21 protein-coding genes, 1 pseudogene and 1 riboswitch are annotated in these 22,101 nt (G+C 56.2%); of the genes and pseudogenes, 10 read left to right on the top strand and 12 right to left on the bottom strand.

Annotated features, from left to right (window positions below; translation table 11 throughout):
* Positions 1-55 precede the first annotated feature (55 nt).
* From fadD to ACT3IC_RS18310, 4 genes are all read right to left on the bottom strand, one after another.
* On the bottom strand, positions 56-1,741 hold the full coding sequence (gene fadD, locus ACT3IC_RS18325; protein WP_139156349.1) for a long-chain-fatty-acid--CoA ligase FadD: 1,686 nt from the start codon (positions 1,739-1,741) through the stop codon (positions 56-58).
* A 204-nt stretch (positions 1,742-1,945) separates the two neighbouring features.
* Positions 1,946-2,533, bottom strand: a complete 588-nt coding sequence (locus ACT3IC_RS18320) for a Slp/YeaY family lipoprotein (RefSeq protein WP_156654701.1) — start codon at positions 2,531-2,533, stop codon at positions 1,946-1,948.
* Positions 2,534-2,570: 37 nt separating this feature from the next.
* Positions 2,571-3,266, bottom strand: a complete 696-nt coding sequence (gene tsaB / locus ACT3IC_RS18315; protein WP_156654702.1) for a tRNA (adenosine(37)-N6)-threonylcarbamoyltransferase complex dimerization subunit type 1 TsaB — start codon at positions 3,264-3,266, stop codon at positions 2,571-2,573.
* Positions 3,267-3,332: 66 nt separating this feature from the next.
* Positions 3,333-5,243, bottom strand: a complete 1,911-nt coding sequence (locus ACT3IC_RS18310; RefSeq protein ID WP_263950628.1) for an ATP-dependent DNA helicase — start codon at positions 5,241-5,243, stop codon at positions 3,333-3,335.
* A gap of 126 nt (positions 5,244-5,369) precedes the next feature.
* Here ACT3IC_RS18310 and ACT3IC_RS18305 point away from each other — a divergent pair, with 126 nt between their 5' ends.
* Positions 5,370-5,714 (top strand): RidA family protein, encoded by a 345-nt coding sequence (locus ACT3IC_RS18305; protein WP_103180017.1) that lies wholly within the window; start codon positions 5,370-5,372, stop codon positions 5,712-5,714.
* A gap of 5 nt (positions 5,715-5,719) precedes the next feature.
* On the opposite strand, the gene ACT3IC_RS18300 is transcribed toward ACT3IC_RS18305, so the two are convergent.
* The gene (locus ACT3IC_RS18300) at positions 5,720-5,902 is read right to left on the bottom strand and encodes a YoaH family protein (RefSeq protein ID WP_103180018.1); all 183 of its coding nucleotides are present in this window, start codon (positions 5,900-5,902) and stop codon (positions 5,720-5,722) included.
* A gap of 61 nt (positions 5,903-5,963) precedes the next feature.
* On the opposite strand from ACT3IC_RS18300, the gene pabB reads away from it, so the two are divergent.
* The 4 genes from pabB to ACT3IC_RS18280 all read left to right on the top strand — a co-directional run bounded on the left by pabB (position 5,964) and on the right by ACT3IC_RS18280 (position 11,203).
* Complete coding sequence (gene pabB, locus ACT3IC_RS18295; protein WP_473478507.1) at positions 5,964-7,316, top strand: aminodeoxychorismate synthase component 1; 1,353 nt, start codon at positions 5,964-5,966, stop codon at positions 7,314-7,316.
* A 3-nt stretch (positions 7,317-7,319) separates the two neighbouring features.
* Complete coding sequence (locus ACT3IC_RS18290; RefSeq protein WP_103180020.1) at positions 7,320-7,898, top strand: CoA pyrophosphatase; 579 nt, start codon at positions 7,320-7,322, stop codon at positions 7,896-7,898.
* Positions 7,899-8,081: 183 nt separating this feature from the next.
* A complete protein-coding gene (sdaA, locus tag ACT3IC_RS18285) occupies positions 8,082-9,446 on the top strand; it encodes an L-serine ammonia-lyase (protein WP_103180021.1) in 1,365 nt (454 codons plus the stop codon).
* Positions 9,447-9,610: 164 nt separating this feature from the next.
* Positions 9,611-11,203, top strand: coding sequence for an EAL domain-containing protein (locus tag ACT3IC_RS18280; RefSeq protein WP_159339506.1), 1,593 nt, complete (start codon positions 9,611-9,613; stop codon positions 11,201-11,203).
* Here ACT3IC_RS18280 and yoaE read toward each other — a convergent pair whose 3' ends face one another.
* Positions 11,204-12,763: a CNNM family cation transport protein YoaE gene (yoaE, locus tag ACT3IC_RS18275; RefSeq protein WP_103180023.1), complete on the bottom strand. Its 1,560-nt coding sequence runs from the start codon at positions 12,761-12,763 to the stop codon at positions 11,204-11,206.
* Positions 12,751-12,909: a protein YoaL gene (locus ACT3IC_RS18270; RefSeq protein WP_371413849.1), complete on the bottom strand. Its 159-nt coding sequence runs from the start codon at positions 12,907-12,909 to the stop codon at positions 12,751-12,753. The genes yoaE and ACT3IC_RS18270 overlap by 13 nt, the downstream gene beginning before the upstream one ends.
* 317 nt (positions 12,910-13,226) lie before the next feature.
* Between ACT3IC_RS18270 and manX the strand changes: the two genes are divergently transcribed.
* The 5 genes from manX (at position 13,227) to mntP (ending at position 17,391) form a co-directional block, all read left to right on the top strand.
* Positions 13,227-14,204: a PTS mannose transporter subunit IIAB gene (gene manX / locus ACT3IC_RS18265; protein WP_114314650.1), complete on the top strand. Its 978-nt coding sequence runs from the start codon at positions 13,227-13,229 to the stop codon at positions 14,202-14,204.
* A gap of 58 nt (positions 14,205-14,262) precedes the next feature.
* On the top strand, positions 14,263-15,060 hold the full coding sequence (locus ACT3IC_RS18260) for a PTS mannose/fructose/sorbose transporter subunit IIC (RefSeq protein WP_103180025.1): 798 nt from the start codon (positions 14,263-14,265) through the stop codon (positions 15,058-15,060).
* A 12-nt stretch (positions 15,061-15,072) separates the two neighbouring features.
* Complete coding sequence (locus ACT3IC_RS18255) at positions 15,073-15,924, top strand: PTS mannose transporter subunit IID (protein ID WP_168192027.1); 852 nt, start codon at positions 15,073-15,075, stop codon at positions 15,922-15,924.
* Between the two features lie 57 nt (positions 15,925-15,981).
* On the top strand, positions 15,982-16,440 hold the full coding sequence (locus tag ACT3IC_RS18250) for a DUF986 family protein (protein ID WP_103180027.1): 459 nt from the start codon (positions 15,982-15,984) through the stop codon (positions 16,438-16,440).
* A 197-nt stretch (positions 16,441-16,637) separates the two neighbouring features.
* A riboswitch (yybP-ykoY riboswitch) is annotated at positions 16,638-16,746 on the top strand.
* A gap of 81 nt (positions 16,747-16,827) precedes the next feature.
* Entirely contained in the window at positions 16,828-17,391 is a 564-nt protein-coding gene (gene mntP / locus ACT3IC_RS18245) for a manganese efflux pump MntP (RefSeq protein WP_139156373.1), read from the top strand.
* Here mntP and rlmA read toward each other — a convergent pair.
* The 5 genes and pseudogenes from rlmA to ACT3IC_RS18220 all read right to left on the bottom strand — a co-directional run bounded on the left by rlmA (position 17,388) and on the right by ACT3IC_RS18220 (position 22,086).
* Complete coding sequence (rlmA, locus tag ACT3IC_RS18240; RefSeq protein WP_159339507.1) at positions 17,388-18,203, bottom strand: 23S rRNA (guanine(745)-N(1))-methyltransferase; 816 nt, start codon at positions 18,201-18,203, stop codon at positions 17,388-17,390. The genes mntP and rlmA overlap by 4 nt on opposite strands.
* Positions 18,204-18,266: 63 nt before the next feature.
* Complete coding sequence (ftsI, locus tag ACT3IC_RS18235; protein ID WP_159339508.1) at positions 18,267-19,985, bottom strand: peptidoglycan glycosyltransferase FtsI; 1,719 nt, start codon at positions 19,983-19,985, stop codon at positions 18,267-18,269.
* Between the two features lie 219 nt (positions 19,986-20,204).
* Positions 20,205-20,414 (bottom strand): transcription antiterminator/RNA stability regulator CspE, encoded by a 210-nt coding sequence (cspE, locus tag ACT3IC_RS18230; RefSeq protein ID WP_001062678.1) that lies wholly within the window; start codon positions 20,412-20,414, stop codon positions 20,205-20,207.
* A gap of 12 nt (positions 20,415-20,426) precedes the next feature.
* Positions 20,427-20,571, bottom strand: a pseudogene (locus tag ACT3IC_RS18225) (DUF2627 domain-containing protein).
* A 525-nt stretch (positions 20,572-21,096) separates the two neighbouring features.
* Entirely contained in the window at positions 21,097-22,086 is a 990-nt protein-coding gene (locus ACT3IC_RS18220; RefSeq protein ID WP_159339510.1) for an MBL fold metallo-hydrolase, read from the bottom strand.
* Between the last annotated feature and the right edge of the window lie 15 nt (positions 22,087-22,101).

Raw genomic sequence — 22,101 nt, 5'->3', positions numbered from 1 at the left:
GCGCCCATAAAAAAACGCTGGCCAGGCCAGCGTTTCTGGGTGACTAACACGAAGCTCAGCCTTTATTGTCTACTTTGGCGCGCGCTTCGTCACGTAATTCTCGTCGTAATATCTTCCCGACGTTCGATTTTGGCAGTTCGTCGCGAAACTCCACCAGCTTCGGCACTTTGTAGCCGGTAAGATGGCGACGGCAGAAGGTGATCAGCGCGTCTTCGCTCAGGGCAGGATCTTTTTTCACCACAAAGATTTTTACCGTTTCGCCGCTGCTGCCTGCCGGTACCCCTACTGCGGCCACTTCCAGTACGCCGTTGTGCTGCATCACCACCTCTTCGATCTCGTTGGGATAGACGTTGAACCCGGAGACCAGGATCATATCTTTCTTACGATCGACGATGCGCAGGAAACCTTCGTCATCCATCACCGCGATGTCGCCGGTGTGCAGCCAGCCATCCTTGATAATTTCGTCGGTAGCGTCCGGGCGTTGCCAGTAACCCAGCATCACCTGCGGCCCTCTTACGCACAGCTCGCCAGGCTCGCCATGCGGCACTTCGTTATCGTCGTCATCCACCAGTTTAGCTTCGGTGGAGGGCACCGGCAGGCCAATGCTGCCGCTGTGATAGTCGATATCGTGCGGGTTTACGCTCACCAGCGGGGCGCACTCGGTCAGGCCATAGCCTTCAAGCAGGTACTGCCCGGTGAGCTTGACCCAGCGCTCGGCCACCGCCTGCTGCACCGGCATCCCGCCGCCCGCTGACAGATGCAGGGTGGAGAAATCGAGCTGCTGGAACTCTTTATTATTGAGCAGCGCGTTAAACAGGGTGTTTACCCCGGTCATGGCGGTAAACGGATATTTCGCCAGCTCTTTCACCAGTCCCGGAATATCACGCGGGTTGGTGATGAGCACGTTCTGCCCGCCGAGTTCGATAAACAGCAGACAGTTCATGGTCAGGGCAAAAATGTGATACAGCGGCAGCGCAGTAATGACCAGCTCTTTGCCGCGATGCAGCAGCGGCCCGTAGGTGGCATTGACCTGTTCGAGGTTCGCCAGCATGTTGCGGTGGGTAAGCATCGCCCCTTTCGCCACGCCGGTTGTGCCGCCGGTATATTGCAGGAAGGCCAGATCCTGCGAGACGATCTCAGGCTTAACGTACTGCATCCGGTAGCCGGTGTGCAGCGCCTGGCGAAAAGAGATGGCATCCGGCAGGTGATATTTCGGCACCAGACGTTTGACATATTTGACGACGAAGTTAACCAGCGTCCCTTTGGCGGTGGAGAGCTGGTCGCCCATCCGCGTCAGGATGACGTGTTTGACCTGGGTCTTATCAACCACTTTTTCCAGCGTGTGGGCGAAGTTGGAGACAATCACAATCGCCGCGGCACCGCTGTCATTCAACTGATGTTCCAGCTCACGCGGAGTATAGAGCGGGTTGACGTTAACCACGATCATCCCGGCGCGCAGAATGCCGAACAGCGCCACCGGATACTGCAGCAGGTTGGGCATCATCAGCGCCACGCGATCGCCCTTCTGCAGGCCTAAGCCCTGTTGCAGATAGGCGGCAAAGGCCCGGCTGCGCTCTTCCAGTTTACGGAAGGTCATCACCTCGCCCATGTTCACAAACGCAGGCTGATCGGCGTAACGCGTTACGGAGTTTTCAAACAGTTCAACCAGGGATTGATAACGGTCAGGATTTATCTCTGCGGGAACATCCGCAGGATATCGGTTAAGCCAAACCTTCTTCACTACATCACCTCTGAAATGCGTGTTCGTCGTCATCACAACCCCGGTTAATAAACAAGTCGTTAACATAATATTAACTCAGCGTACCAGTTTATTTATTGTCCGGATTTAAGGTTGCGAAGCGCGTCACTATTTATTTTTCTTATTACCGTGGAAAAAACAAAACAGCGGACGGGCCGCTGTTTCTTAATTAAGAATAACAGTGACTTACTCTGTTACTATCGTTCGGACCTGAGCCGGACCGGGACCATAGCCTGGCCATCCGCCGTAGCCGTAACCATAGCCATAACGCCATGGATGCGGTCCCCAGTACCAGGGGTCGGGTGGCGGCATCATCACCTGCTGCTGCACCCGCCAGCGTTTATAGCCGTTGGCCTGCATGGTCATGAATTTATAAGGCGTGTTGCCGACTTTACCCTGCTCTGCGCCGGTGATCGGTCCCACTACGGTGATCAGTTGCCCCCGGAAATCCACCGGGTCGAGGAAGCCGTTAACATCGGCATAGATACGGCCTCGTGAGGCTTCACCCAGCACCGGACGCGCGCCGCTGTCGAGGGGAACGGTGGCAATCTCCAGACGGGTTTTCCCCTGCTGGTTGAGCACCTCCACGACTTTACCGCCGAAACGCGCTTCCTGACCCACGTAGAGTTCCGGGGCGTTCATCACCCGGACCAGATCCTGCTGCGGCGTGGGGCTGCTGCCCTGGATGGCATCAGGCACGGAGATACATCCCGTTAACGCCAGGGCCAGCGCCCCGACGGTCAGCAGACGAACGACATATTTTTGAACCGCCATGATGCGACTCCTTTTTCTCAGGCTCTTATACTGAGATTCACTCCCGGCCCGGAAGTTTCTTCCACGCTACGGTGTTTCGCAAATAAACCGGCTCGGCTTTCTCCACCGCCACGGTTTGCCCTGCCTCCAGCATCTGACAAGCGATGGGCAGCATATCTTCTGCGGCAGGTAACAGGACAGTGCCGTCCACCAGGGTCAGACCGCTCTCCTTTGCCATGTCAGGCCAGGCTGGCCAGCCGGTCCCGACGGTCGCCCACTCACCGGAAAGCTGCTTCATGCGCTCACCTGCCGCTTCCGGCGTGAGCACCGCTTCGCTCTCTTCCCCGTGCCAGACGCCTTGCTCGTCACGGGTGTACTCCGCCCAGTAGACTTCGCCCATTCGGGCATCAATAGCCGCCAGCACGCGGGTCGCACCGGTACGGCGCCACGCCCCCTGCGCCATGGTCGCCAGGGTCGAGATGCCAATCATCGGCAGTTCAGCGCCCAACGCCAGCCCCTGGGCAATGCCGATACCGATGCGAACGCCGGTAAAGCTGCCCGGACCACGGCCATAGGCCAGCGCATCGAGGTCGGTAAGAGAGGTATTGCCCTCGGTGAGGATCATCTTCACCAGAGGCAGGATACGTTGGGTGTGTTCCCGGGGGCACTCTTCGAAATGAGCAAAGGGAGTACCGTCATTCCACAGGGCAACGGAGCAGGCCTCCGTGGCGGTATCGATAGCCAGAATTCGCATGTATTGTCGCGCTCTCGCAGTGGTCAGTCACAAAAAGGGGCGCATTTTAGCACACCCACCAGCAAATTACTGCGTCTGCGACGCGGCAAGGAAACGCACGGCGCGATCGATATCCCGGGTACGTGGCGCCGGCGGCAGGCTGGCGATAAAGGTGGCACCGTAAGGTCGCATGACCAGGCGGTTATCGCAGATCACCAGCACTCCGCGATCCTCCACGTCACGGATCAGGCGCCCCACTCCCTGCTTAAGAGTAATGACCGCATCCGGAAGCTGCACCTCATCAAACGGATCGCCTCCCCGCAGGCGGCAATCTTCCATCCGCGCCTTCAGCAACGGATCGTCCGGCGAGGTAAAGGGCAGTTTGTCGATGATCACCAGCGACAGGGTATCGCCGCGCACGTCGACCCCTTCCCAGAAGCTACTCGTGGCCACCAGCAGGGCATTGCCGTGGCTGACAAACTGCTGCAGCAGCTGGCCTTTGCTGGTTTCCCCCTGCAACAGTACCGGCAGCGTCATGGTGGCGCGGAACTGCTCCGCCAGATCGCGCATCATTGCGTGGGAGGTGCAGAGCATAAAGCAGCGGCCGTTGTTGGCCTCAATCATCGGCTTGAGCATCGCCGCCAGATGGCGGGCGGCGCCGGGCTGATTAGGCAGCGGCAGGTTGCGCGGCACGCAGAGCAGCGCCTGGGTGGCGTAATCAAACGGGCTCGGCAGCAGCAGGGATTTGGCCTCTGCGATGCCGAGACGTTCGGTGAAATGGTGCAGATCGTCGTTAACCGACAGCGTGGCGGAAGTAAAGATCCAGCTACCCGGCTTCTGCGCCATCACATCCTGGAACTTATCGGCCACGGTGAGCGGCGTCAGCGCGAGGGTGAAATGGCGCGAGTTGCATTCGTACCAGTAGCTGTAGCCGGGCTGGTTAAATTCTTTCAGCCGTTTCAGGCGCGCGCGGTAGAGCGTGGCGCGTTCAAAGGCGGCATCCAGCAGCGCCGAACGGCCGAGGGAGAGCTTCGCCACGTCATAACAGAGCTCCAGAGCATCATCCAGCAGCAGCAGCGCGCGCTGAATATGCTGATCGGCCAGCAGTTCGCGCAGGTTGCCACGAAAACCCGGATCGCCAAGCTGCATGCGAAAATCCTGCGTACTCTGCGCCAGGCGGTCGGCGCACTTCTGTAGCTGCTGGGTATCTTTCAGTTCGGTGCGGTAGGTGATGGTAAAATCTTTCGCCAGATCCAGCAGCTGGCGGCTGGAGAGCGACTGGCCGAAATACTGGCTGGCGATATCGGGGAGCTGATGGGCTTCGTCGAAGATCAGCACCTCGGCTTCGGGGATCAGCTCGCCAAAACCGCTCTCTTTCACCACCATGTCCGCCAGGAAGAGGTGATGGTTCACCACCACCACGTCGGCCTCCATCGCCGTTTTACGCGCTTTGACCACAAAACAGTCTTTATAGAGCGGACAGTCGCTGCCCAGACAGTTGTCGTTGGTGCTGGTGACCAGCGGCCAGGCAGGAGAGTCTTCGGCGACGCTGGCGCAGGTACTGATATCGCCATCCTGGGTCTGGTTGGCCCAGCTGCGCAGGATGATCACATCGCTGAGGGTCTGTACCGGCAGATCGCCGCCCGCGAGCGCCTGCTGTTCGAGCCGCTCAATACAGAGATAGTTGGAGCGCCCTTTCAGCAGGGCCAGACGGCCTTTATATTTCAGGGCTTTGGCGACGGTGGGCAGATCGCGGCTGTAGAGCTGATCCTGCAACGCTTTCGAACCGGTGGAGATGATCACCTTTTTCTTCGTGCGCAGCGCTGGCGCCAGATAGGCGTACGTTTTACCGGTGCCGGTCCCCGCCTCTACCACCAGTGGCTGGGCGCTGTCGATCGCCTCGGCTACCGCGTGCGCCATCTGGCGCTGCGGTTCGCGCGGCTTGAAGCCGGGAATTGCCTTTGCTAACTGTCCGTCTGCTGCGAAATCGTCTGCCACTCTGCCCCCTGTAATTTTGCACAGGGATTATGTCAGGCCGATCGTCCTGGCGCCAGTCGAGAGTGACGCAGGCAAAACAATATGGCAGTCTTGCCCGCAGAAAGTCACCATAACGAGGAAACGTGTATGACAATTGTGCGCATTGATGCCGAAGCCCGCTGGTCAGATGTAGTGATCCACAACCAGACCCTCTACTACACCGGCGTACCGGAAAACCTGGATGCCGACGCCTATGAGCAGACCGCCAATACCCTGGCGCAGATTGACGCAGTGCTGGAAAAACAGGGCAGCGACAAATCCCGCATTCTGGATGCGACCATTTTCCTTGCCAGTAAAGAGGATTTTGCGGCGATGAACAAAGCCTGGGACGAGTGGGTGGTGGCGGGTCACGCGCCTGTCCGCTGCACGGTACAGGCGACGCTGATGAAGCCGCAGTATAAGGTTGAGATTAAGATTATCGCTGCGGTGTAAGGGCGTTACTCCTCTTCATCATCCTCAAAACGCGCCACGATCCGCTCGCCGGTATGGGTGGCGCGAAGCTCTTCTGCCACCTGAGAAATTGCCTGCCCGCTGCTCATCCCCTGGGACATCAGCTCCTGTATGCGCTCGACGGCCTTTTGCTGCTGCTCGTGGTTCAGTGAAGGTAAACCTGCAAACATTGTCAACTCCTGCTAAATTATTGGCGCTAATTATTTCACGCTGCCCGGTTGTTTACCACCCATGAACTCGCTATCCCCCACTGTTATGACATTACCGTGGCGTCCTGACGCCGCAGAATTCTGGTTTGCTCCGCTCAGCCATCTGCCGTGGGCCATGCTGCTGCACTCGGGCCATGCGGATCACCCCTACAGTCGCTTTGACATTCTGGTCGCTGACCCGCGCAGCACACTGGTGACGCACGGAGCGGATACGATGATCGACGGGGTTCATTCTGACGCCTGCCCGCTGAGTTTGTTGCAGCAGGCCCTTGATGAGATGGGCCTGCCCTGCACGCCTGACCCGGACCTCCCCTTCCAGGGCGGCGCGCTGGGGCTGTTCGGCTATGACCTTGGCCGCCGCTTCGAAAAGCTGCCGGAACGGGCCTTGCGTGATATCACCCTGGCGGATATGGCGGTGGGCCTGTATGACTGGGCGATAATCGTCGATCACCACAAAGAGCGGGTGTCGCTGGTCTGTCATGGCGATGCACAGGCGCGGCTGGCCTGGCTTGAAGCACAGCGCCCCCCTGAGAACGTACCTGCATTCCGGCTGACCTCCGGCTGGCAGGCCAATATGACCGCGGCGGAGTACCAGGAAAAATTTGAGCGCGTGCAGGCCTTCCTGCACAGCGGCGACTGCTATCAGGTGAATCTGGCCCAGCGTTTCCAGGCCCGCTACGAGGGCGACGAATGGCAGGCGTTTACCCGGCTGAACGCCAACAACCGCGCCCCCTTCAGCGCCTTTTTGCGTCTTGAAGAGGGGGCGATCCTGAGCCTCTCCCCGGAGCGTTTTATCCACCTTGCGGAAGGCACCATCCAGACCCGTCCCATTAAAGGCACCCTGCCGCGGCTGGCGGATGCCGAGGCGGATCGCCAGCAGGCGGAGAAGCTCGCCGCCTCGCCGAAAGACCGGGCGGAAAACCTGATGATCGTCGATCTGATGCGCAATGATATTGGCCGGGTGGCGGAGCCGGGAAGCGTGCGGGTGCCGGAGCTGTTCGTGGTGGAGCCCTTCCCCGCCGTGCATCATCTGGTGAGCACCATCACCGCCCGCCTGCCGCAAGCGCAGACCGCGTGCGATCTGCTGCGCGCCGCGTTTCCCGGCGGGTCGATCACCGGCGCGCCAAAAGTGCGGGCGATGGAGATCATCGACGAACTGGAGCCGCATCGCCGGAACGCATGGTGCGGCAGCATCGGCTATATCAGCCTCTGCGGCGGCATGGATACCAGCATCACCATTCGAACCCTGACGGCGGTGGAGGGGCAGCTCTACTGTTCCGCAGGCGGTGGCATTGTGGCTGACAGCAAGGCCGGGGCGGAATATCAGGAAACGTTTGATAAAGTGAATCGTATTCTGCAACAACTGGAGTGCTAACTGGTGAATATCGACGATCTGACCCTCGACCATTTTTTATCGCGTTTTCAGCTGTTGCGCCCGCAGGTGAACAGCACGTCGCTGAACCAGCGTCAGGCGGCAGTGTTGATCCCGGTGGTGCGCCGGGAGCAGCCGGGCCTGCTGTTGACCCGGCGCTCGGCGAAGCTGCGTAAACATGCCGGTCAGGTGGCCTTTCCCGGCGGCGCGGTAGACAGCACCGACGCCTCATTAATTGCCGCCGCCCTGCGTGAAGCCGAAGAAGAGGTGGCGATCCCGCCGCACAAGGTCGAGGTGATTGGCGTCCTGCCGCCGGTGGACAGCGTCACCGGTTTTCAGGTTACGCCGGTGGTGGGGATTATTCCGCCGGATCTGCACTATCACGCCAGCGAGGACGAAGTGGAGTCGGTCTTTGAAATGCCGCTGGCGGAAGCCCTGCGTCTGGGCCGTTATCATCCGCTCGATATTCATCGCCGTGGCCACGATCATCGGGTGTGGCTCTCCTGGTATGAGCATTATTTTGTCTGGGGCATGACGGCGGGAATAATTCGTGAGCTGGCGCTGCAGATCGGCCTGAAACCTTGACTATACTTTACATTCGCCTCTTTTTTGCGCCTTTGCGATCGGCCTCCCGCTATTAGTTTATCAGGCGTTAATCATTAGTTTAATTCATGTGAATAGTTAAGCTGACGACAGGGTTCCCTCTTACACTATGCGAAGTTATTACATCGTTACTGGAAACCCGGTAACCCTGTCAGGAGTGTTAAAGTGATTAGTATATTCGACATGTTCAAAGTGGGGATTGGTCCCTCTTCTTCCCACACTGTCGGGCCGATGAAGGCCGGTAAACAGTTCGTCGATGACCTGGTCGAAAAAGGATTACTGGATAGCGTTACCCGCGTGGCTGTAGACGTTTACGGTTCACTGTCGCTTACGGGTAAAGGCCACCACACCGATATCGCCATTATTATGGGTCTGGCCGGGAATATGCCGGACACCGTAGATATTGACGCCATTCCGGCGTTTATTCGCGACGTGGAAACGCGCGGTCGTCTGCTGCTGGCGAATGGCCGGCATGAAGTCGATTTCCCGCAGGACGACGGCATGCGTTTTCGCAGCGACAACCTCTCCCTGCATGAAAACGGGATGCAGATCCACGCCTTTAGCGGCGAGAAAGTGGTCTACAGCAAGACCTACTACTCCATCGGCGGCGGCTTCATCGTCGATGAAGAGCATTTCGGCCAGGACGTCACGGGCGACGTAAAGGTGCCTTACCCGTTCAAATCGGCGACAGAAATGCTGAATTACTGTAAGGAGACTGGCCTGTCCCTCTCCGGCATGGTGATGCAGAACGAGCTGGCGCTGCACAGCAAGAAAGAGATTGAAGACTATTTCGCCAACGTCTGGCAGACCATGCGCGCCTGTATCGATCGCGGTATGAATACGGAAGGGGTACTGCCTGGCCCACTGCGCGTGCCGCGTCGTGCCTCCGCCCTGCGCCGGATGCTGGTCACGACGGATAAGTACTCCAACGATCCGATGAACGTGGTGGACTGGGTCAACATGTTTGCCCTCGCGGTGAACGAAGAGAACGCTGCCGGTGGCCGCGTGGTGACCGCACCGACCAACGGTGCCTGCGGGATCGTTCCGGCAGTGCTGGCCTACTACGATCACTTTATCGAATCGGTAAGCCCGGATATCTATATTCGCTACTTCCTCGCCGCAGGCGCGGTGGGTGCGCTGTATAAGATGAATGCCTCCATTTCCGGCGCTGAGGTTGGCTGTCAGGGTGAAGTGGGCGTGGCCTGTTCCATGGCGGCAGCCGGTCTGGCTGAGCTGCTGGGCGCCAGCCCGGAGCAGGTATGCGTGGCCGCCGAGATCGGCATGGAACATAACCTCGGTCTGACCTGTGACCCGGTTGCCGGTCAGGTGCAGGTGCCATGTATTGAGCGTAACGCGATTGCCTCCGTAAAAGCGATCAACGCCTCCCGTATGGCGATGCGCCGTACCAGCGAACCGCGCGTCTCGCTGGATAAGGTGATCGAAACCATGTACGAAACCGGTAAAGATATGAACGCCAAATACCGCGAAACGTCCCGCGGCGGTCTGGCCATTAAGGTGCAGTGCGACTAAGACGCTGAAAGCGCTTCTGCGACTTTCGTCTTTCATGCTTTAAACGCCCATCTGATAGGGATGGGCGAATTTCATCCCCTTTCCTCGTTACCTGAAATAATGCCGACTACACTAGCCAGGTTGCCACGGGCATCTGCGCCAGTGGCTCTTCGGGTGACCGTGGCATGCAAACAACGCACAGGATAATTAAAAATTATCACCGCAAACGGGTAATCGTTTGCCTCCTGCTGTCCCTTTCCACTCTCGTTTGCACGCTAATTATCGGCTTTATTTCACAGCGCAATTTAAATCAGCAGACCACCGTGGCCTTTGTCTCCCATGCTGTCGATACGCTGGATAAGATCCTGCAACCGCTGGAGACGGGACGCGAGGTGGTACAACCGCTTATCGGCCTGCCCTGCGTGGAGGTCAACTTTTTACTGCGCAAGCACGCCGCCTCCCTGCAAACCGTGCGCTCAATCGGCCTGATTAAAGACGGCATTCTCTATTGCTCAAGCATGTTCGGTGACCGCGATATCCCCATCAGCCAGTTTCAGCCCCTGCTGCCCGCCGCGCAGCCCTTACTGCTCCTGACCACAGACCAGCCGCTGATGAAAGGCAGCCCGGTGCTGATCCAATGGTATCCGGCGCCCGGCCAGAGTGAGGATGGCATCATGGAGATTGTGAATATCGATCTTATCGCCCGGATGCTGCTGGAGCCCCAGCTGCCGCTCATCAGCGACGTTAACCTCAGCGTCGGCGGTAAGTACCTGAACCATGAGCGCCAGCTTTCGGACAGGCTGGTGACAGACGCTGGCGACAACGTTTACCAGCAGGCTTCCCTCAACTTTCCTTTCATCATCACCGTCAACGGCCCGGGGCTGACCGCGCTGGCGCTGAAAAATCTGCCGTCGCAGCTGCCGCTGGCGGTGATATTCAGCATGCTGGTGGGGTATATCGCCTGGCTTGCCACCGCCAGTCGCATGAGCTTTACCCGGGAGATCAACTTTGGCCTGGCCTCCGGTGAGTTTGAGCTCTTTTGCCAGCCGCTGATCGATGCCAAAAAACAGGATTGCGTCGGCGTGGAAATTCTTCTGCGCTGGAATAATCCGCGGCAGGGGTGGATCGCCCCGGATATTTTTATTCCACTGGCGGAGGAGCATAACCTGATTGTCCCCCTCACCCGCTACGTGCTTATCGAAACCGTCCGCCATCTGGCGATGTTTCCTACCGCGCCGGGCTTTCATATTGGGATCAACGTCGCGGCCAGCCATTTCCGTGACGGCACTCTGCTTCATGACCTGAACCGCGTCTGGTTCAGCGCCGAGCCCGCGCAGCAGCTAGTCATTGAATTAACCGAGCGCGATTCCCTGCTGGAGATGGACTACACCATGGTAGAGGCGTTACATCAGAAAGGGGTGAAGCTGGCGATTGACGATTTTGGTACCGGGAGCAGTTCGCTTTCGTGGCTGGAGAAACTCAATCCGGAAGTGCTGAAAATTGATAAATCTTTTACCGCCGCCATCGGCACGGATGCCGTCAACTCAACGGTGACAGACATTATTATCGCCCTGGCCCAGCGTCTGAATATTGAACTGGTGGCTGAAGGGGTGGAAAACAGCGACCAGGCGAGCCATCTGCGCCTGCACGGGGTGGATATCCTTCAGGGATTTTTGTACGCGCGGCCGATGCCACTGCGGGATTTCCCGCAGTGGCTGGCGGAGAGTTCACCTCCGCCAGCCTCTCATAACGGCGATATGATGCCGTCGGCTCCGTAATTACTCTTCTTCGTCGTGGGCGGACTGTTCTTTAACAATGCGCACCAGATCAACGCGGTAATCGTTGGCGGTCACGATGGTTATCTTCAGCGGCGGCAGCTCAAGCACATCACCGGCTCGCGGAATTTGACCGTTCACGGCAATCACCAGACCGGCCACCGTCGCGATATCTTCATCGTGGTTGGTCAGGTGTTCCAGCCCCAGCGTATGTTGCAGGGCATGCAGATCCGTGGTGCCTTTGACCAGCCAGCCATCATTATCGTTAACGATCTCCGGCGTTTCGTCGGCATCCGGGAACTCACCGGCAATCGCTTCAAGAACATCCAGCGGCGTAACCAGACCCTGCACCACGCCAAACTCGTTGGTCACGATAACAAAGCTACCCCGGGCACGGCGCAGTACGCCAAGCAGGTTGATCGGGTCGAGCGTTTCCGGCACCACGATAGCAGGCGATGCGGCGGCAATGGCCTCAACGTCCACGCCCTCTTCCAGTGCCACCAGCATCTCTTTGGCACGAACCACGCCAATGATCTCATCCAGCTCGCCGCGACACACCGGGAACAGGCTGTGCGGAGAGGAGAGCAGCTGCTGGCGGATTTCCGTCACGCTCAGTCTGGCATCGACCCAGCTGATTTCACCGCGCGGGGTCATGATGCCGCGCAGGGAACGCGAGGCCAGGGACAGCACGCCGTTAATCATATAGCGCTCTTCTTCAACAAAGGCGCCTTCCGGAACCGGCACCGGGACATGGTTATCGCTGTCCTGCTGTGCTTTGGCTTCGCGGCGGCCACCCATCAGACGCAAAATCGCATCAGCGGTCCGGGCACGCAGCGGCTGGTTCGACTGCTGGCGAATAAAGTTGCGACGGGCAATCTGGTTAAACAGCTCTATAATGATGGAGAAACCAATTGCGGCGTACAGATAGCCTTTCGGAATATGGAAGCCGAAACCTTCTGCCACCAGGCTCAAACCGATCATCAGCAGGAAGCTCAGACAGAGCACCACCACGGTCGGATGCTGGTTAACGAATCGCGTCAACGGCTTCGAGGCGAGTAGCATCACCGCCATCGCGATGATCACGGCCGCCATCATCACCGGCAGATGATTCACCATACCGACAGCGGTAATGACCGCGTCGAGGGAGAAGACCGCGTCCAGTACCACGATTTGCAGTACCACTACCCAGAAGCTGGCATAGCCTTTACCGTGTCCGTCGTCGTGCTGGCGGTTTTCCAGCCGTTCATGGAGCTCGGTTGTGGCTTTGAAGAGCAGGAATATCCCCCCCAGCAGCATGATCAGGTCGCGCCCTGAGAAGGTGAAGTTGAAGGCAGTGAACAGCGGTTGCGTAAGCGTAACCATCCATGAGATCACCGACAGCAGCGCAAGACGCATAATCAGCGCCAGCGACAGACCGATTAAACGTGCTTTATCACGTTGTTTAGGTGGAAGTTTATCCGCAAGGATCGCGATAAACACGAGGTTATCGATACCGAGAACGATCTCAAGTACCACCAGCGTGAGCAATCCTACCCAGATTTGCGGGTCCATTAAGAATTCCATGACAAGCTCCTGCTAAAGGAATGGCAAAACGGCGCCGCGAAAAGGTCGGGCGAAGCGGTAAAGAACGTAAACAGTGAGTGGCGCGAATCGCCGATAAGGCTGGCCAGAGCTGGCCGGGTGTGTGACTGGCGTCGGTGACGGTCCATACAGTGGGCTACTGCCCCATACTCCTGACAATTAAACGGATGGTAAACATATCAGAGACCTGAGCTCTTTGGCAAAGATTTACTTTCCTTTGCAAACAGATGTTTCCGTGCTTTTTTTGATCACAGAAATATCTCATTGGCTTAGGCTAAATTACGGATCTTCATCACATAAATTATTTTTTCGATGTCTAAAATAAATCGCGTAAGTCTTAGTTAATTGAACTCTAACCCTTATCTGAATCGATTCGTTCTTTCGAAGATGATCTCTAATGCTCCTCTCACCCGGGGGCATTAACGATAATAAAAGGAGGTAGCAAGTGACTATTGCTATTGTTATAGGCACACATGGTTGGGCTGCAGAGCAGTTACTTAAAACCGCAGAAATGCTTTTAGGCGAACAGGAAAACGTCGGTTGGATCGATTTCGTTCCCGGTGAAAATGCTGAGACGCTGATAGAAAAATATACCGCTCAACTGGCAAATCTGGATACCAGTAGCGGCGTGCTGTTCCTTGTTGATACCTGGGGCGGCAGTCCGTTTAACGCGGCAAGCCGCATTGTGGTTGATAAAGAGCAGCATGAGGTTGTTGCCGGGGTTAACATCCCCATGTTGGTCGAAACGCTGATGGCCCGCGATGACAACCCAAGCTTTGACGAGCTGGTTGCCCTGGCTGTCGAAACCGGTCGTGAAGGCGTGAAAGCGCTGAAAGCGAAACCTACAGAAAACGTCGCTCCGGCGGCGGCCCCTGCCCCGGCTGCTGCCCCGAAAGCCGCCGCCCCGCTTAAGCCGATGGGCCCGAACGATTACATGCAGATTGGCCTGGCGCGTATCGACGACCGTCTGATTCACGGCCAGGTGGCTACCCGCTGGACCAAAGAGACCAACGTCCAGCGCATCATTGTGGTCAGCGATGAAGTCGCCGCTGATACGGTTCGTAAAACTCTCCTTACCCAGGTGGCCCCGCCGGGCGTAACCGCGCACGTGGTGGATGTCGCCAAGATGATCCGCGTTTACAACAACCCGAAATATGCGGGTGAGCGTGTGATGCTGCTGTTTACCAACCCAACAGATGTCGAACGTATTGTTGAGGAAGGGGTAAAAATCACCTCCGTGAACATCGGTGGTATGGCTTACCGTCAGGGCAAAACGCAGGTGAACAATGCGGTGTCGGTGGACGAAAAAGATATCGAAGCGTTCAGGAAACTTAACGATCGCGGGATCGAGCTTGAAGTCCGTAAAGTCTCTACCGACCCGAAACTGAAAATGATGGATCTGATCAGCAAAGTGGCGAAATAAGCCGGCGCTGGTTGACAAATTTCACACTTAAGTCTGTTAAAGCTATAGGAGAAGTACAATGGAGATTACCACTCTTCAGATTGTGCTGGTGTTCATCGTCGCGTGTATAGCGGGTATGGAATCCGTACTAGATGAATTTCAGTTTCACCGTCCGCTGGTCGCCTGTACGTTAATCGGCGCCGTTCTCGGCGATATGAAAACCGGTATCATCATCGGTGGTACCCTGGAAATGATCGCCCTGGGCTGGATGAACATCGGTGCGGCCGTTGCGCCGGATGCGGCTCTCGCCTCCATCATCTCTACCGTGCTGGTCATCGCCGGCCATCAAAATATCGGTGCCGGTATCGCGCTGGCTATCCCACTGGCTGCAGCAGGCCAGGTTCTGACCATCATCGTGCGTACTATCACCGTTGCATTCCAGCATGCGGCAGATAAGGCGGCGGAGAATGGCAACCTGACGGCGCTGTCGTGGATCCATGTCTCGTCCCTGTTCCTGCAGGCCATGCGTATCGCTATCCCGGCGGTTATCGTGGCAATCTCCGTCGGTACCAGTGAAGTCCAGGGCATGCTGAACGCCATTCCTGAAGTGGTCACCAGCGGTCTGAACATTGCAGGCGGCATGATCGTGGTCGTCGGTTATGCGATGGTCATCAACATGATGCGCGCAGGCTACCTGATGCCGTTCTTCTATCTCGGCTTCGTTACCGCGGCATTCACCAACTTCAACCTGGTGGCACTGGGTGTGATTGGTGCGGTAATGGCTATCCTCTACATCCAGCTCAGCCCGAAATATAACCGCGTAGCCGGTAGTGCACAGGTTGCTGGTAATAACGATCTCGATAACGAACTGGACTAGCAGGTGAGCGAAATGGTTGATATGACTAAAACTACCCCTCAGAAAAAACTGACTTCGGGTGATATTCGTGGCGTGTTTATCCGTTCAAACCTGTTCCAGGGTTCATGGAACTTCGAACGTATGCAGGCGCTGGGCTTCTGCTTCTCTATGGTACCGGCAATCAAACGTCTGTATCCCGAGAACAACGAAGCGCGTCGTCAGGCGATTAAACGTCACCTGGAATTCTTCAACACCCATCCTTACGTTGCAGCGCCGGTTCTGGGCGTAACGCTGGCGATGGAAGAGCAGCGTGCTAACGGCGCAGAGATTGACGATGGTGCCATCAACGGTATCAAAGTGGGTCTGATGGGGCCGCTGGCGGGCGTAGGTGACCCGATCTTCTGGGGTACCGTGCGTCCGGTCTTCGCCGCGCTCGGTGCGGGTATCGCCATGAGCGGCAGCCTGCTGGGTCCTCTGCTCTTCTTTATCCTGTTTAACGTGGTACGTCTGGCAACCCGTTACTACGGCGTGGCCTATGGCTACCGTAAGGGCGTGGATATCGTCCAGGATATGGGCGGCGGCTTCCTGCAGAAACTGACTGAGGGGGCGTCAATCCTCGGCCTGTTTGTCATGGGGGCGCTGGTTAACAAGTGGACGCACGTTAACATCCCGCTGGTGGTGTCAACCATCACCGGTCAGGATGGCCAGACCCGTGTGACCACCGTGCAAACCATTCTTGACCAGCTGATGCCGGGCCTGGTGCCGCTGCTGCTGACCTTTGCCTGTATGTGGCTGCTGCGTAAAAAGGTCAATGCGCTGTGGATCATCGTCGGCTTCTTCGTTATCGGTATCGTCGGTTACGCTATCGGTCTGCTGGGTCTGTAATTTTTTTGTGAATACACCGGGGGCATGAACGCCCCCGTTTTTTTATCCGGAGGATGAATGACGGTCACGGACATCGTACTGGTTGTCTTTATTGTTGCCCTTCTGGCGTATGCCCTCTACGACGAATTGATCATGCCCCGCCGCAACGGCGCGACGTTGCTCTCAATCCCCCTTCTGCGCCGCGGTCGCGTTGATGCCATCATCTTTACCGGTCTGCTGCTGATCCTTATCTATAACAACGTGATGAGCCAGGGGGCATTACTGACCACATGGTTATTATCTGCCCTGGCATTAATGGGGTTTTACCTGTTCTGGATCCGGGCGCCGAAAATAATCTTCAAATCCACTGGATTCTTTTTCGCCAATGTCTGGATAGAATATAACCGCATTAAAGAGATGAATTTATCAGAAGACGGCGTGCTGGTGATGCAATTAGAGCAGCGACGTTTGCTTATCCGGGTAAGAAATATTGACGATCTGGAGAAGATATACAAATTATTGGTTAAGACTCAATAAGATACAAAAATAGCACTGGCTATATTTCGCTATGTTTTTCACAGTGTTATATAGCCAAAGCTATATTATTACGCGACATTTACGGGCTATTATTAACGTTATCTTCACATCAATTTCTAAATGAAAATCGTTATCAAAAACTAATCTGAATAATACTCCCCTGTAGTTGTTTTATATTCTCAAAATATGTTAAGGTTGCGCCCGTCGTTGGGGAGTAGCCGATTTCCGGTTTAACGGAAATGTACGTGTCAACATACTCGTTGCAAAACGTGGCACGTACGGATTTTTCTGCACAGCAGAAGGATCAGGCGAGACCATAGACGCATCGACTGCTGTTTACTGGGGGCAGTGATGTGTCATATGGATATCCCCGGTCTGGACGCGCTGATGAACCTCTCTGCAACACTTCTCCTGGCCTTTGGCATGTCGATGGATGCATTCGCCGCTTCCATGGGCAAAGGTGCCACGCTGCATAAACCTAAGTTCTCTGAAGCCCTGCGTACCGGTCTTATCTTTGGTGCTATCGAAACCCTGACCCCGCTGATTGGCTGGGGGCTGGGGATGCTCGCCAGCCAGTTCGTGCTGGAGTGGAACCACTGGATCGCCTTTATACTTCTGACCTTCCTCGGCGGACGTATGGTTATCGAAGGCATTCGGAATGATGTCGAGGACGATGAGCCGATTCAGCGTCACGGCTTCTGGCTGCTGGTGACAACCGCTATAGCTACCAGTCTGGATGCGATGGCGGTCGGCGTCGGCCTGGCTTTCCTGCAGGTCAACATCATTGCCACCGCGCTGGCGATTGGCTGCGCGACCTTTATTATGTCTACCCTGGGCATGATGATTGGCCGTTTTATTGGCCCGCTGTTAGGGAAACGCGCCGAGATCCTCGGCGGTATCGTCTTGATCGGCATTGGCGCACAAATTATGTGGAGCCACTTCGCCGGTTAACTGACTCGCTGCCAGCAGTGGATACTAAAATCGGTCTGGCAGCTGAAATGCGTCTGTTTTGCCAGCGCCTCCCACACCTCCGGCTTTGCCCGCCATGCAAACGGGGTCATCTGCAAAAGCGCTACCGCCTCTTTTCCAGTCACTGACATGTTATAGGCCAGCGACAGCGCCTCTTTCAGGGCAAAACCCTCCAGCTGCTCCGAATGCGGCGCATGCAGCAGAACTTCACTGTAAATCAGCTCTTTCAGCTCCATCAGGTGACGCGGTCCTGGCGTCACGGTGATCACCCAGCCGCCCTCTTTTACCACCCGCGCCAGCTCCTCGCCTTTGCAGGGGGCGTAGATGCGGACTACCGCATCCATACTGTTCTCTTCAAAAGGCAGACGATGGCTGGAGGCCACACAGAACGTCACCTCTGAATAGCGTTTAGCCGCCGCGCGGATGGCAGATTTTGAGACATCCAGACCAAAGGTGGTCGCGCCCTTTTCCTGCGCGGTTTGGGCAAAGGCCGATGTGTAATAGCCTTCGCCACAGCCAATATCAAGCAGCGAGGTCGCGCCATCCGGCAGCAAGGCCGCCAGCTTACCGGCTACCGCGTCACGCAGGGGCTGATAGTGTCCGGCATCGAGAAAGGCCCTGCGCGCCTGCATCATCTCTGCACTGTCGCCCGGATCGCGCGATCGCTTGTGCTGGACCGGCAGCAGATTGACATAGCCCTCTTTCGCCATATCGAACCGATGCCCCTGTGGGCAGGCGTAACTTTTATCCGTATGGGCGAGCGGCGCGTGGCAAAGAGGACAGCAGAATGTCATGGGAACTCCGGGCAATCATAAAGGGCGAAAGTGTACCGCTAATCGCCCTGCTATAAAACGGCCTTAACGCATTACGATGAGGTGGCTGGAATCGGCCGGGAGTCCATCCGGCTTGATGTTTTCGATGCGCAGCACGTCGCCCATAATCTGGCTGAAAACCGGTGCCGAAACCGCCCCGCCGTAATAGGCGCCGTTTTGCGGATCGTTAATCACCACCGCCAGGGCAAATACAGGGCGGCTGGCGGGCGCGACGCCGGCAGTATAGGCCACATATTTGTCGACATAATTACCGCCATCGTCGATTTTCTTCGCGGTGCCGGTTTTCACCGCCACCCGGTAGTCGCGCACCGCGGCTTTGATGCCGCCCCCACCCGGCAGCGCCACGCTTTCCATCATATGTTCCACCTCCTTCACAATCGACGCGGGCATCACCTGGGTACCGATAACCGGCGGATCGATGCGGGTGATAGAGAGTGGACGCTCCAGGCCATAGCTGCCGATGGTGGCGTAGACGTGGGCGAGCTGCAACGGCGTGACCATCAGGCCGTAGCCGAAGGCAAAGGTGGCGCGATCGAGCTGGCTCCAGAATTTACGCTCCGGCAGCAGGCCGCTGCTCTCCCCCGTCAATCCGAGACCGGTGGAACGACCAAAACCAAACCCGTGGTAGGTATCCAGCAGCCGCTGGATCGGCATCGCCAGCGACAGGCGCGACACACCCGTGTCGCTCGATTTTTGCAGAATGCCGGTCAGCGTCAGCTCCGGGTAGTAACCGACGTCGCGGATACGGTGTCCGGCCAGGGTATAAGGATGGGTGTCGATCACGCTGTCTGGCTGCACCAGCCCCTGCTGCAGGGCTGTCATTAGCACCAGCGGCTTAACGGTAGAGCCGGGTTCAAAGGTGTCGCTGATGGCACGATTACGAAAATCGTTCAGCGTGGCACCCTCGCGGTTATTGGGATTGAAATCCGGGTAGTTGGCCATCGCCAGGATCTCCCCAGTCTGGATGTTGATCAGCACCGCTGCCCCCGACTCCGCTTTATTCCAGGCGACAGCATTGTCCAGCGCATCTTCCGTAATCGTCTGCAGCCGTTCATCAATGCTTAACTGGATGTTGTGCGCCGGAACGGGCGGTACTTCGGTAATATTTTCGATCACGCGTCCGTAGCGATCCTCACGCACGCGGCGCAGACCGGGTTTGCCGGTGAGCTGGGCATTAAAACTTTTCTCGATCCCTTCGATGCCCTGACCGTCGATATTGGTAAAGCCGATCAGGTTAGCTGCCACGTGTCCGGCCGGGTAAAAACGGCGCGACTCATCACGCAGGCTGATACCAGGCAGCCGGAGTTTAGCGATCCACTGGGCCTGAGCCGGATCCACCTGGCGGGCCAGATAGATAAAACGGCCATATGGATTGCTGTTGATGCGCGCCGCAAGCGTGGGGAGCGACAGATGCAGCGCACTGGCTAATGCCTGCCAACGCGTGTCAAAACCCACTCCCCCTTTTGCCAGCACCGTTTTCGGATCCGCCCACACGGCCCGCACCGGCACACTCACGGCCAGCGGTCTCCCCTCCCTGTCCATAATCATCCCTCTGGGGGCATTGATGGCGACCTCGCGCAGGGAGCGCATATCCTCCTGCTTAACCAGCGGATCGGGTTTAACGATCTGCAACCAGGCGACACGACCAAGAAGAAAGAGAAGGCTGCCTAAAATCACCAGACAGAGGAGAGCAAAACGTAACGGGGTGAAGTTTGCTGCGGGATTGACGGGTTTCTTTTTCACCAGGGCTCCAGGGCTGAGTAACAACGCCCTGATTTAACGGCAAATTTGAGCCGCGAGGGTGAAAACAATGCTAATACTCTCGCAGCTTTGAAACAAACTGCTAACAGCGACGCATGTGGTAACACTTTGAAAAATATCCATTAAAAAGCCCCGCACAGGCGAGGCTTTATATCTCTGCAACTGAAACGTCGTGACGCTTCAGATCAGGCAGGGGTTCGATCAGATAGCGGTTACGTTAACAGCAGCCGGACCTTTCTGGCCGTCCTGAATTTCGAACTCAACGTTCTGGCCTTCAGCCAGAGTTTTGAAGCCGTTACCCTGGATTGCAGAGAAATGTACGAATACATCTTTGCTGCCGTCAGCAGGAGTAATGAAACCAAAACCTTTAGACTCGTTGAACCACTTAACTTGACCTTTGATCTTTGCCATTTGCAAAATTCCTTAGAATGTTTTCTTAGCCCGTGGGCATTAACTGAGATAAAACTGAGACATTACTGCATGAGGCACTAATATAAGGTTCGGCAGAGAAGCGGTATTCAACGACAACGTGTTTACTCAGGACTTCTTTACTGAAAATGCCACACATAAACAGAACTGTACCTCGTTTGACCCAAACCGTGTTATCACATACAACTTAAATAATGGCAAGCCATTTTTAAAGGTGTCTCGATCAGCCGCACAAATTCCGAGACTGACTTGCCACAATCTGCACAGTAATGCACGTTCAGTGTATACCAGACCAAAATGTTGCCTGCCCAGTCGCTGTCAGGATAAGCGCTGTTATCAAAGACTTTTTTACATTAGCTCAATAACTTCATATCGTCCAGCAAGCGCGCCAGAATTTCTGTGGTCGCTATTTCATTTAGAACTTTTCGTGAAAAGTTATGCTGAATTGATCGTAACGACAAGGGATTGTTTCAGGAAAAAAACATTGTATATCGGTTCGCTTGTTTAAGTTATATACACCTAAACCGGTAATCCGCTATGCACCAAAATAATGATATTTTTATGAACCTGCCTCAAAAAAAGGCAATCAAAACGTTTCGATTAAAATAAAATATGACAACCGTCGATTTAATAAAAAATATTCGCTAATTGAACAAGTATTCGTTTACAAGGATAAATATTGACCAATGCGCAGCGGATGAAAGTTATCGCTGCGCGGGGATAACTCTGCCAGTGCCTGCGCGAGCTCTCTGACAGGCTCATCCAGTGATTCATCCGCCAGTTCAAAGACACCCCAGTGGATCGGGATCGCCAGCGGCATGCCCAGCTGTTGCCAGAGCTTCACCGCCGCCTGCGGATCCATATGATGAATCGACATGAACCAACGTGGTGCATAGGCTCCGACAGGTATAGCGGCGGCATCCACTTTTCCCAGTCGCTCCGGAATGGTTAACAGTTCCGGAGTATAACCGGTATCGCCGCTAAACCAGAAGCGCTGCTGCCCGCTCTCAAAGACCCAGCCACACCATAACGAGCGATCGCGATCCCAGAGGCTACGCATGCTCCAGTGCTGTGCCGGCACGGCGGTAAACACCAGCCCTTCGAAAACATAGCTTTGCCACCAGTCCAGTTCAATAACCTGTTTCGCCCCGCGGCGGCGGCACCACGCCCCAAGACCTAAAGGCACAAAAAAGGTCAGCTGCGGAAAACGATGCACAAGCTGGCGCACCGTGGCCGAGTCCAGGTGATCGAAATGGTTATGGGAAATAACAACAGCATCAAGGACTGGAAGCGCCGCGACACTCATCACCGGAGGCGTTTTTCGTATCGGTCCGGCAAACAGCACCGGCGAGGCGCGCCGGGAAAAGACCGGATCGGTAAGGATATATTTTCCGTTCAGGCGTAGCAGCAGGCTGGCGTGGCCCAGCCACCAGACACCATCTTCTTCCAGGGTGTTGAGCGTAACGGGTTGCCACCACTGGCGGATAAAGGCGTCATAGCCTTCTGAAGGGGGTTTTGGCAACCCGGCGGCTTTTCGCGCCTTGCGCCAGCGTTCAACATCGCCGGGTTGACGAACAGGGGCATCCGGATTGCGGAAACCCTGCGGGGTATGGTGTGCAAGGGAGGGATTATACCAGGGATTACGCCAGGCCATACATACCTCCCCTGA

The sequence above is a fragment of the Leclercia sp. GHBNCSD genome (genome assembly GCF_055805075.1).
Note: the sequence above shows the minus strand (reverse complement) of the source record. Positions and strands in the feature narration are given on the sequence as shown.

What these genes read in the sequence shown, in the direction of transcription:
- ACT3IC_RS18260 (WP_103180025.1), top strand. Translation starts at nt 14,263, where the DNA reads ATGGAGATTACCACTCTTCAGATTGTGCTGGTGTTCATCGTCGCGTGT.
- ACT3IC_RS18280 (WP_159339506.1), top strand. Translation starts at nt 9,611, where the DNA reads ATGCAAACAACGCACAGGATAATTAAAAATTATCACCGCAAACGGGTA.
- ACT3IC_RS18270 (WP_371413849.1), bottom strand. Translation starts at nt 12,909, where the DNA reads ATGGACCGTCACCGACGCCAGTCACACACCCGGCCAGCTCTGGCCAGC.
- ACT3IC_RS18305 (WP_103180017.1), top strand. Translation starts at nt 5,370, where the DNA reads ATGACAATTGTGCGCATTGATGCCGAAGCCCGCTGGTCAGATGTAGTG.
- ACT3IC_RS18320 (WP_156654701.1), bottom strand. Translation starts at nt 2,533, where the DNA reads ATGGCGGTTCAAAAATATGTCGTTCGTCTGCTGACCGTCGGGGCGCTG.
- pabB (WP_473478507.1), top strand. Translation starts at nt 5,964, where the DNA reads ATGAACTCGCTATCCCCCACTGTTATGACATTACCGTGGCGTCCTGAC.
- ACT3IC_RS18255 (WP_168192027.1), top strand. Translation starts at nt 15,073, where the DNA reads ATGGTTGATATGACTAAAACTACCCCTCAGAAAAAACTGACTTCGGGT.
- ACT3IC_RS18250 (WP_103180027.1), top strand. Translation starts at nt 15,982, where the DNA reads ATGACGGTCACGGACATCGTACTGGTTGTCTTTATTGTTGCCCTTCTG.
- rlmA (WP_159339507.1), bottom strand. Translation starts at nt 18,203, where the DNA reads ATGACATTCTGCTGTCCTCTTTGCCACGCGCCGCTCGCCCATACGGAT.
- mntP (WP_139156373.1), top strand. Translation starts at nt 16,828, where the DNA reads ATGAACCTCTCTGCAACACTTCTCCTGGCCTTTGGCATGTCGATGGAT.
- ACT3IC_RS18220 (WP_159339510.1), bottom strand. Translation starts at nt 22,086, where the DNA reads ATGGCCTGGCGTAATCCCTGGTATAATCCCTCCCTTGCACACCATACC.
- yoaE (WP_103180023.1), bottom strand. Translation starts at nt 12,763, where the DNA reads ATGGAATTCTTAATGGACCCGCAAATCTGGGTAGGATTGCTCACGCTG.
- cspE (WP_001062678.1), bottom strand. Translation starts at nt 20,414, where the DNA reads ATGGCAAAGATCAAAGGTCAAGTTAAGTGGTTCAACGAGTCTAAAGGT.
- tsaB (WP_156654702.1), bottom strand. Translation starts at nt 3,266, where the DNA reads ATGCGAATTCTGGCTATCGATACCGCCACGGAGGCCTGCTCCGTTGCC.
- ACT3IC_RS18300 (WP_103180018.1), bottom strand. Translation starts at nt 5,902, where the DNA reads ATGTTTGCAGGTTTACCTTCACTGAACCACGAGCAGCAGCAAAAGGCC.